Source organism: Tabrizicola sp. (genome assembly GCF_034366665.1).
In the GTDB taxonomy this organism is placed as follows: domain Bacteria; phylum Pseudomonadota; class Alphaproteobacteria; order Rhodobacterales; family Rhodobacteraceae; genus Tabrizicola.
This window is the reverse complement of sequence record NZ_JAXMMF010000027.1, coordinates 1-8,961: the sequence shown is the minus strand read 5'-3', so window position 1 is coordinate 8,961 and position 8,961 is coordinate 1. Positions and strand designations below refer to the sequence as shown.

At 66.3% G+C, this 8,961-nt stretch carries 8 protein-coding genes and 1 pseudogene; 4 read left to right on the top strand and 5 right to left on the bottom strand.

The genetic code is table 11. The features are described 5' to 3' along the window. From U1E69_RS03125 to rpsL, 4 genes are all read right to left on the bottom strand, one after another. A partial coding sequence (locus U1E69_RS03125; RefSeq protein WP_240007774.1) for a GTP-binding protein occupies nucleotides 1-141 on the bottom strand: 141 nt, incomplete at its 3' end. 90 nt (nucleotides 142-231) lie between these two features. Further along, nucleotides 232-2,310 carry an elongation factor G gene (gene fusA, locus U1E69_RS03120; protein WP_322242784.1) on the bottom strand — a complete coding sequence of 693 codons (2,079 nt, stop codon included), beginning with the start codon at nucleotides 2,308-2,310 and terminating at the stop codon, nucleotides 232-234. Nucleotides 2,311-2,458: 148 nt separating this feature from the next. Further along, on the bottom strand, nucleotides 2,459-2,932 hold the full coding sequence (gene rpsG / locus U1E69_RS03115; RefSeq protein ID WP_123286926.1) for a 30S ribosomal protein S7: 474 nt from the start codon (nucleotides 2,930-2,932) through the stop codon (nucleotides 2,459-2,461). A gap of 65 nt (nucleotides 2,933-2,997) precedes the next feature. Then, nucleotides 2,998-3,369 (bottom strand): 30S ribosomal protein S12, encoded by a 372-nt coding sequence (gene rpsL, locus U1E69_RS03110; protein ID WP_209120136.1) that lies wholly within the window; start codon nucleotides 3,367-3,369, stop codon nucleotides 2,998-3,000. Between the two features lie 406 nt (nucleotides 3,370-3,775). On the opposite strand from rpsL, the gene U1E69_RS03105 reads away from it, so the two are divergent. The 4 genes from U1E69_RS03105 to U1E69_RS03090 all read left to right on the top strand — a co-directional run bounded on the left by U1E69_RS03105 (nucleotide 3,776) and on the right by U1E69_RS03090 (nucleotide 8,192). Continuing rightward, entirely contained in the window at nucleotides 3,776-5,368 is a 1,593-nt protein-coding gene (locus U1E69_RS03105; RefSeq protein WP_322242782.1) for an efflux RND transporter periplasmic adaptor subunit, read from the top strand. A 9-nt stretch (nucleotides 5,369-5,377) separates the two neighbouring features. Then, nucleotides 5,378-6,058, top strand: a complete 681-nt coding sequence (locus U1E69_RS03100) for an ABC transporter ATP-binding protein (protein WP_305487219.1) — start codon at nucleotides 5,378-5,380, stop codon at nucleotides 6,056-6,058. A gap of 25 nt (nucleotides 6,059-6,083) precedes the next feature. Then, nucleotides 6,084-7,325, top strand: a complete 1,242-nt coding sequence (locus U1E69_RS03095; RefSeq protein WP_322242780.1) for an ABC transporter permease — start codon at nucleotides 6,084-6,086, stop codon at nucleotides 7,323-7,325. A gap of 69 nt (nucleotides 7,326-7,394) precedes the next feature. Next, entirely contained in the window at nucleotides 7,395-8,192 is a 798-nt protein-coding gene (locus U1E69_RS03090) for a hypothetical protein (protein ID WP_322242778.1), read from the top strand. Between the two features lie 57 nt (nucleotides 8,193-8,249). Here U1E69_RS03090 and U1E69_RS03085 read toward each other — a convergent pair. Further along, nucleotides 8,250-8,961: pseudogene (locus U1E69_RS03085) on the bottom strand (DNA-directed RNA polymerase subunit beta'); the annotation flags it as partial.

Here is an 8,961-nt window from a genome sequence, read left to right as displayed (position 1 = left end):
ATAGGCCATCGCCTTGGCTCCACCGGCCTTGGCCAGCGTCATCGTGATCGCCGCCGTCAGCGTCGTCTTGCCATGGTCAACGTGACCAATCGTGCCGATGTTGCAGTGCGGCTTGGTGCGTTCAAACTTTTCCTTGGCCATTCTCTTCTCTCCGTCCCCTGAAAAGGGGGCTCGTCCTTGGGGTTTCAGGCCCCCGGCGGACCGGGGTCCGCCGAAAGCAGGGGGTGGGGTTTAGGCGTATTTCTTGATCACATCGTCGGCGACGTGTTGCGGCACCGGCTCATAGTGGTCGTACTGCATGGTGAACTGGGCGCGGCCCTGTGACATGCCCCGCAGGGTGTTCACATAGCCGAACATATTGGCCAGCGGCACAAAGGCGTTCACGACCGTGGCGTTGCCGCGCATGTCCTGACCCTGGATCATGCCGCGGCGACCGTTCAGGTCACCGATGACCGAGCCCAGGTATTCCTCGGGCGTCACCACCTCGACGGCCATGATCGGCTCGAGCAGCTTGGGTCCGCCCTTTTCGCGCAGTTCCTTGAAGGCGGCGCGGGCCGCGATTTCAAAGGCCAGCACCGAGGAGTCGACGTCGTGGTAGGCACCATCGACCAGGGTCGCCTTGACGTCGATCACCGGGAAGCCGGCCAGCAGGCCGTTGTCCTTGGCGGACTTGAGGCCCTTCTCGACGCCCGGGATGTATTCCTTGGGCACGGCACCGCCGACGATGGTCGACTCGAAGACGAAGTCCGAGCCGGGCTCGCCGGGTTCGAACACCAGCTTGATGCGGGCGAACTGGCCCGTACCGCCGGTCTGCTTCTTGTGGGTGTAGTCGATCTCGGCGCGGCGGCTGATGGACTCACGGTAGGCGACCTGCGGCGCGCCGATGTTGGCCTCGACCTTGTAGGTGCGCTTCAGGATGTCGATCTTGATGTCCAGGTGCAGCTCGCCCATGCCCTTCAGGATGGTCTGGCCCGACTCGTGGTCGGTCGAGACGGTGAAGGACGGATCTTCCGAAGCCAGCTTGGCCAGGGCGACGCCCAGCTTCTCCTGGTCGGCCTTGGACTTGGGCTCGACGGCGATCTCGATGACCGGCGCCGGGAACTCCATCTTCTCAAGGATGACGGGCGACTTCATCGGGTCGCACAGGGTGTCACCCGTGCGGGTGTCCTTGAGGCCGGCCAGGGCGACGATGTCGCCGGCATAGGCTTCCTTGATGTCCTCGCGGTTGTTCGAGTGCATCAGCAGCATGCGGCCGACGCGCTCCTTCTTGTCGCGGGTCGAGTTCAGCAGGCCCATGCCGGTTTCCATCTTGCCGGAATAGATACGGCAGAAGGTCAGCGAGCCGACGAAGGGGTCGTCCATGATCTTGAACGCCAGAACCGACAGGGGCTCATCGTCCGACGCGCGGCGCGTGACGGGCTCTTCGGTCTTGAAGTCAATGCCCGGGGTCGGCGGAATGTCGACCGGCGACGGCAGATAGTCGACGACGGCGTCAAGCAGGGTCTGGACGCCCTTGTTCTTGAAGGCCGAGCCGCACAGGATCGGATAGAAGGCGCCAGTCAGCACGGCCTTGCGGATGCACTTCTTGATGGTCTCTTCCGACGGCTCATTGCCCTCGAGATAGGCTTCCATCGCCTCGTCATCCAGCTCGACCGAGTTGTCGATCAGGTACTGGCGGGCCTCATTGGCCTTGTCGACCAGATCGGCAGGGATCTCCTCGTCGCGGAAGCTGGCGCCCAGGTTGTCGTTGTCCCAGATCACGGCCTTCATGCGGACCAGATCGACCAGGCCGGTCAGGTTCGATTCCGAACCGATCGGGAACTGGATCGGCACGGCCTTGGCACCCAGACGGTCACGGATCGACTCGACCGACTTGTCGAAGTCGGCGCCGATCTTGTCCATCTTGTTGACGAAGACGATGCGCGGCACGCGGTACTTGTCGGCCTGGCGCCAGACGGTTTCGGTCTGGGGCTCAACGCCGGCGTTGCCGTCCAGCACGGTCACGGCACCGTCGAGCACGCGCAGCGAGCGCTCGACCTCAATGGTGAAGTCCACGTGGCCGGGGGTGTCGATGATGTTCAGGCGCTTCTCGCGCCAGAAGGCGGTCGTGGCGGCCGAGGTGATGGTGATGCCGCGTTCCATCTCCTGGTCCATCCAGTCCATGGTCGCCGCACCGTCGTGCACTTCGCCGATCTTGTGGTTCTTGCCGGTGTAAAACAGGATCCGCTCGGTCGTCGTCGTCTTGCCCGCGTCGATGTGGGCCATGATGCCGAAGTTGCGGTAGTCCTCGATCTTGTTGATGCGGGCCATGAGAAAACGTGCCTTGAAGTGAGATCAGGACGCGTTCAGCGCCCTCGGGAAAGTCGGTCTGTGCGGATAAGCGGCGCGGGCGATTTAGCTGAAACCGCCCGCGCCGGAAACCCTCAGATAGTCAATGCAGGTGACGCTTTGAAGGCGCCTACCAGCGATAGTGGCTGAAAGCGCGGTTGGCTTCGGCCATCTTGTGGGTGTCTTCGCGCTTCTTGACGGCGGTACCGCGGTTGTTGGCGGCGTCCAGCAGCTCGGCGGCCAGCTTTTCCGTCATGGTGTTTTCACCGCGCTTGCGGGCGGCGTTGACCAGCCAGCGGATGGCCAGGGCGCGACGGCGCTCGGGGCGAACCTCGACCGGCACCTGATAGGTGGCACCACCGACGCGGCGCGAGCGGACTTCGACGGCCGGAGCGACGTTGTCGAGCGCGGAATGGAAGGTCGCGACCGGCTCCATGTCCTTCTTCTTGTCGGCCAGGATGTCGAACGCACCGTAGACGATGTTTTCGGCGACGGCCTTTTTGCCCTCATACATGACGTAGTTCATGAACTTGGTGACGATCAGATCCCCGAACTTGGGATCCGGCAGAACTTCACGCTTCTGGGCGCGGTGACGACGGGACATGGCTTGCTCTTCTTGGTTGTCTGGGGACCGGCCTCAGCCGGGCGTATATTCGGGGGCGCGAAGGCTTACTTCGGACGCTTGGCGCCGTAGTGCGAACGGCGCTGCTTGCGGTCCTTGACGCCTTGCGTGTCGAGCACGCCGCGCAGGATGTGATAGCGAACGCCCGGAAGGTCCTTCACGCGGCCGCCGCGGATCAGGACCACCGAGTGCTCCTGCAGATTGTGACCTTCGCCGGGGATGTAGCACACCGCCTCGATACCCGAGGTCAGGCGCACCTTGGCGACCTTACGCAGAGCCGAGTTCGGCTTCTTCGGGGTCGTGGTGTACACGCGGGTGCAGACGCCGCGGCGCTGGGGGCAACCCTTCAGGGCGGGGACCTTGTTACGGGCCACCTTGGGCTGACGGGGCTTGCGGATCAGCTGGTTGATCGTAGGCATTCGAACGCGTCTCTCTTTTTCTAATCGCGGGGGCGTGTGCCTGTCGGCCGGTGCGCCCCTCATGGCCTTCTTTTTGGAGCGCCCCTGAAGGCGTCCCGGGTTTGGGTTCGAGGCGGCTGGGCCACCCGGTCACGACAAACGCAAAAGCCGGAACGTGCGCTATGGACGTTCCGGCGGGCACAGCCCGTTCAAGCTAATTGTCACGTCCGGTCCGGACCGGGGCCCGTCTCGAAGGTGGCGCCTTCTACGCGCGCGGTGCGGCGGGGTCAAGGGTTACGGCCGGACAGACCCGGTCAGGCCACCTTCATCTGCGGTTCAGCGGGTTTCGTGCTGAGTTTGCGACGGAAACGCCGATTCACGGCGTTAAGCCTTCACGTCCCTGCTCCCCGGCGGGCCCCACTGACCGATGAGACCCGATCGCATGACCTCGACCCTATCGACCGGCCCTGCCCCGTCCAAACCCCGTCCGCGCAGGCGAAACCGCCGCAGCTGGATCATCGGCGGCGTCGGTGTCCTGCTGGTCGCGGTGGCCGTCTGGTTCTTCTTCCTGCGGGGCGGGAGTGACGTGGATCCCTATCGGACCGAGGCAATCCGCACGGGCGAGATCGTACGCAGTGTCTCGGCCTCCGGCACCCTTGAGGCCCTTGTAACGGTCGAGGTGGGCTCGCAGATTTCCGGCCAGGTGACCGAGGTGCTGGTCGACTACAACGACCGGGTGCGGCGCGGTCAGGTGCTGGCCCGACTGGATCCCGAGAACCAGCGTTCCTCGGTTGAGCAATCGCAGGCCGCCATCGCCTCTGCACAGGCGGGGGTCGCCCAGGCCCAGGCGCAGGTCGCCCTGGCGCAGGCTGAGTATGACCGCCAGAAATTCCTGTTTGACCGCCAGATCATCGCCCAGGCGGCGCTGGACTCGGCAGAGGCGTCGCTGCGCACCGCCCGGGCCAGTGAGCAGAGCGCGCGCGCCCAGGTGCGCCAGCAGCAGGCTCAGCTGCGCGCCAATCAGGCGACTCTGGGACGGACCACCATCACCGCGCCGATCGACGGCATCGTCATCGACCGTCAGATCGAGCCCGGTCAGACGGTGGCCTCGGGCCTGAACGTCGCCGTGCTGTTCACCCTGGCCCAGGACATGTCGCGGGTACAGGCGCTGGTGACGGTCGATGAAGCCGATATCGGCTCGGTCCGGGTCGGCCAGACGGTGCGCTTCACCGTCGACGCCTTTCCCGATGACAATTTCACCGGGCAGGTCACCCAGATCCGGGTGCTGCCGACCACAGAGTCCAGCGTCGTGGCCTATACGGTCGTGGTCGAGGCCGACAATCCCGGCGAAAAGCTGTTGCCCGGCATGACGGCCAATGCCGACATCATTCTGGAAGAGAAACGCAATGTTCTGCGCGTGCCCAATGCGGCCCTGCGCTTTACACCCGGCGATGTCGTGGCCGCGCAGCAGGCCGGTCAGGCCCGGGGCGGCGGCTCGCCCTTCGGAGCGCCTGCGGCGGGCGGCAACCGCCAGCGCGGCGCCGGGCGCGGCAATATCGTCACCACCCTGGTCGAGGAGTTGAAGCTGGACGCCGGACAACGCACGACGGTCATGCCCATTCTGGAAAAGGCCCAGCAGGACATGCGTGCCCAGCGGGGCGCGGGCGGCGGCCAGCGGCAACGCGGCGGCAATCCGGCCTCGGCGGCGATCCTGAATGCCGCGCTGGACGAGATCAAACCGCTGCTGCGGCCCGACCAGCAGGCGATTCTGGAAACCCAGCGTGTGCGTCTTGCCGGCGGCGGCAACCGGGGCGTTGTCTGGGTGATGCGCGAGGGCAAGCCCGTGCGCGTGTCGGTCATCACCGGGGCCACCGATGGCTCCTATACCGAAGTCATCGGCGGTGAGCTCAAGGAGGGCGACCTTGTCATCACGGGCGGTGGACCGCGAGCCCCGGATGCCCGCGCCCAGCAACAGGCCGCCCGCGTCACCGGCGGTGGCGGTGGCCCGCGTGGCTTCTAGGACCGACCGATGATCGAGATCGAAAGCCTGACCAAGACCTATGTCATGGGCGACAACATCATCCACGCGCTCGGCGGCGTGTCGCTGACTATTGGTCGCGGGGAGCATGTGGCCATCGTCGGCCCCTCCGGTTCGGGCAAGTCGACCCTGATGAATGTGCTGGGTGGGCTGGATCGTCCGACGACGGGCGATTACCGTTTCGAGGACGATCCGGTGGCCGACTATGACGACGACGAACTGGCCAGTTTCCGCAACCGGCGGATCGGCTTCATCTTCCAGTCCTTCCAGCTGCTGCCGCGGCTGACGGCGGTCCAGAATGTGGAACTGCCGATGATCTATGCCGGTATTCCGGCGGCCGAGCGTCGGGACCGGGCTGTGGCCTTGCTGGAGCGGGTCGGCCTGGGCGATCGTCTGGGCAACAAGCCGACCCAGATGTCGGGCGGGCAGCAGCAGCGGGTGGCCATCGCCCGTGCCCTGTCCAATGCCCCCGACCTGCTGCTGGCCGACGAACCCACCGGCGCGCTGGACACTGCCACCGGTCAGGAGGTGCTGGCCCTGTTCGACGAGCTGAACAGGCAGGGCCTGACGCTGTGCATCGTCACCCACGACAATGAGGTCGCGGCCCGGGCCCGTCGCCGCATCGCCTTCCGCGACGGCCATATCGTATCGGACGACCGCCATGTCGGATAACACCCCCCGCCCGACAGACGCCACCATGAGCCCTGTTGAACTGGTCCGCTTTGCGGTGGGGGCCATCGCCGCCCACCCGATGCGTTCGGCCCTGACCTCGCTGGGGGTCGTTATCGGCGTGGCGGCGGTCATCATGATGACCTCGATCGGTCTGGGCGCCCAACAGCGCGTCGAGGAAGCCCTGTCCAGTCTGGGCACCAATATGCTGGTCATCCGGCCGGGCGCGCCCCGCGGTGCGGGCGGTGGATTTGTGCGGGGTGGTGGTGGCTCGGGCACCAGTCTGACTGTGGACGACGCCCAGGCGATGCGGACTCTCGAAGGAGTCCGGGCAGTGTCGCCGGCGATCAATGGCGGCGCGCAGCTGGTCTATCAGGGCGCCAACTGGTCCAGCCGGATCGAGGGGGTCACGCCCGACTATCTGGTGGCGCGCGATCTGGAAATTGTCTCGGGCCAGATGTTCGATCAGGCCGCCGCCGACAGTGGTCGCAAGGTCGCCGTGCTGGGCCAGACGGTCGTGCGGGAATTGTTCGGCGATGGCGTCGATCCGGTCGGCCAGCGCATGCGCATCGGCCCCATCCCCTTCACCGTCGTGGGTGTGCTGGGCGAAAAGGGCCAGTCCGGATTCCAGGATCAGGACGACATCGTGGTGATCCCGCTGGACGCGGCGCGCAGCCGCGTCATCGGGCGGGGATCGGGCTCTCGCGGGAACAGCGTCAACCAGATCTACCTCAAGGCGGTCGACGAGAACGCCCTGTATCGACTGGAGCAGGACGTAGCCGAGCTGCTGCGGGACCGGCACCGCATCCGCCCCGGTCAGGAAGACGATTTCAATGTGCAGAACCTGACCTCGATCCAGGAGGCCGCGCAGTCCTCGACCGCCACCTTCACCATCCTGCTGGCCGCCGTGGCCGGGGTGTCGCTTCTGGTCGGCGGGGTCGGCATCATGAATATCATGCTGGTCTCGGTGACCGAGCGCACGCGCGAAATCGGCCTGCGTATGGCGATCGGGGCGCGGCGCAGCGATGTGCTGACCCAGTTCGCCCTCGAATCGGTGGCGCTGTCGTTGCTGGGCGGCTTGCTGGGCCTTGTGCTCGGCGTCGGGGGGGCGCTGCTGATGTCGAAGTTCGGGGACTGGCCGGCGGCGATTCCGGCCTGGGCCGCACCGCTCGCCATCGGCTTTTCGACCTTTGTCGGCGTGGTGTTCGGGGCCTATCCGGCCTGGCGCGCGGCCCAGCTGGACCCGATTGAGGCGCTTCGCCGCGAATAGGCCCTCATTTCAGCCCCAAGCTGGCCACGGTTGCCCGCTTGTCTCCCCTGACCGGGGAGGCTGCCACACGTGATCCGATCCAGACGGCTGAAGGCGCTCATGGGCGCGGTGGCAAGGCCCCGGGTGCGCAACCCGCTGGTGGTGGCCGGTTCGGTTCTGGCCCACGGTCTGGTGCTGAGCCTGCTGGCCCTGAACAGCTTCGATCCGCCCGTGCCGACCCAGCCCTATAGTCCGCCGATCTATCTCGAGATCGAACCGCGCCCGCTTCTGGAGGGCGAGACGCCCCGCATCCCCCGGGTCGCCCCGGCCTCACCGTCGGCCGACGCCGTGCCCTCGGATCGTATGCCCCTGGCCCGCGACCTCCTGACCCGTGCTGAAGATGAGGAAGACGACGCCGTGCAGGCCGATGCGCGGTCTGCGACGCCCGGGGCGCCCGGCTCCGACCTGGTCGATCCGGCCTGGCTGGCCCGGCCCGCCGACGAGCGCGCCCGCGTGGCCCGCAGCCTGAGAACCAGCACGCTGGGCTGCAATGCCCGGAACGGCCGCATGCCCGCCGCCGAGCAGGCCCTCTGCGACGAGGCGTTCAATGAAGCTGCCGCACAGGCCCGGCCGATCTCGGGCAGTGGCAATGCCGCCCGCGACGCCCGCTTTGCCGCCGAGGGCCGCCGCGAGATGGATGCCTATGAAGCCCGGCGCAGGCCGCTTTCGGGCGGCACGGGCGTGACCGGTGTCGGCGACTGTGCGGGGTCGAACTTCGGCATGGGCTGCCCGGGCGCGCTTCTGGATCCCGGTTTCCGTCAGGATGCCAATGACAGCCTCGACGAGGGGCTGGACGGCCACGACCGGCGCCGGGCCCCCGAGAACTAAGAAAAAGGGCGGTGCCTTTCGACACCGCCCCGCTTCATTTCATTGCTCAGGCTGAACTCAGCCGTCGGTCTCTTCCAGCTCGGCGGCCAGATCGGCCGGCAGGGCCTCGACCGCCGCCTCGCGGGCATCGGTCAGGACCGCGTCACGCTCGTTGGCGACCTTCTGCAGCGCGCGCAGATAGGCACCGGTGCCCGCCGGGATCAGGCGGCCCACGATGACGTTTTCCTTCAGGCCTTCCAGGTTGTCGACCTTGCCGTTGACCGAGGCGTCGGTCAGCACGCGGGTGGTTTCCTGGAAGGACGCCGCCGAGATGAAGCTGCGGGTCTGCAGCGACGCCTTGGTGATGCCCAGCAGGACCGGCTGGGTGATCGCCGGACGGCCCTTGCGCTTGATGACCTTGGCGTTCTCGATATCGACCTCGGGGATGTCGACGTGATCGCCCTTGATCAGGGTGGTTTCACCCGAATCCAGGATTTCGACCTTCTGCAGCATCTGGCGAACGATCACCTCGATGTGCTTGTCGTTGATCGGCACGCCCTGCAGTCGATAGACCTCCTGCACTTCGTTCACCAGATACTCGGCCAGCGCCTCGACGCCCTGGATACGCAGCAGATCGTGCGGATCCGGGTTGCCGTCGATGATGTAGTCGCCCTTCTGGATCAGATCGCCGTCGTGGACGGAGATGTGCTTGCCCTTCGGGATCAGGAATTCGACCGCCTCGGCCTGGTTGCCGTCGGCATCCGCCTCCGGGGTGATCTTGATGCGGCGC

Excerpts from the sequence above, each read along its gene's own strand:
- fusA (WP_322242784.1), bottom strand. The coding sequence starts at position 2,310 with ATGGCCCGCATCAACAAGATCGAGGACTACCGCAACTTCGGCATCATG.
- rpsL (WP_209120136.1), bottom strand. The coding sequence starts at position 3,369 with ATGCCTACGATCAACCAGCTGATCCGCAAGCCCCGTCAGCCCAAGGTG.
- U1E69_RS03100 (WP_305487219.1), top strand. The coding sequence starts at position 5,378 with ATGATCGAGATCGAAAGCCTGACCAAGACCTATGTCATGGGCGACAAC.
- U1E69_RS03095 (WP_322242780.1), top strand. The coding sequence starts at position 6,084 with ATGAGCCCTGTTGAACTGGTCCGCTTTGCGGTGGGGGCCATCGCCGCC.
- U1E69_RS03105 (WP_322242782.1), top strand. The coding sequence starts at position 3,776 with ATGAGACCCGATCGCATGACCTCGACCCTATCGACCGGCCCTGCCCCG.
- rpsG (WP_123286926.1), bottom strand. The coding sequence starts at position 2,932 with ATGTCCCGTCGTCACCGCGCCCAGAAGCGTGAAGTTCTGCCGGATCCC.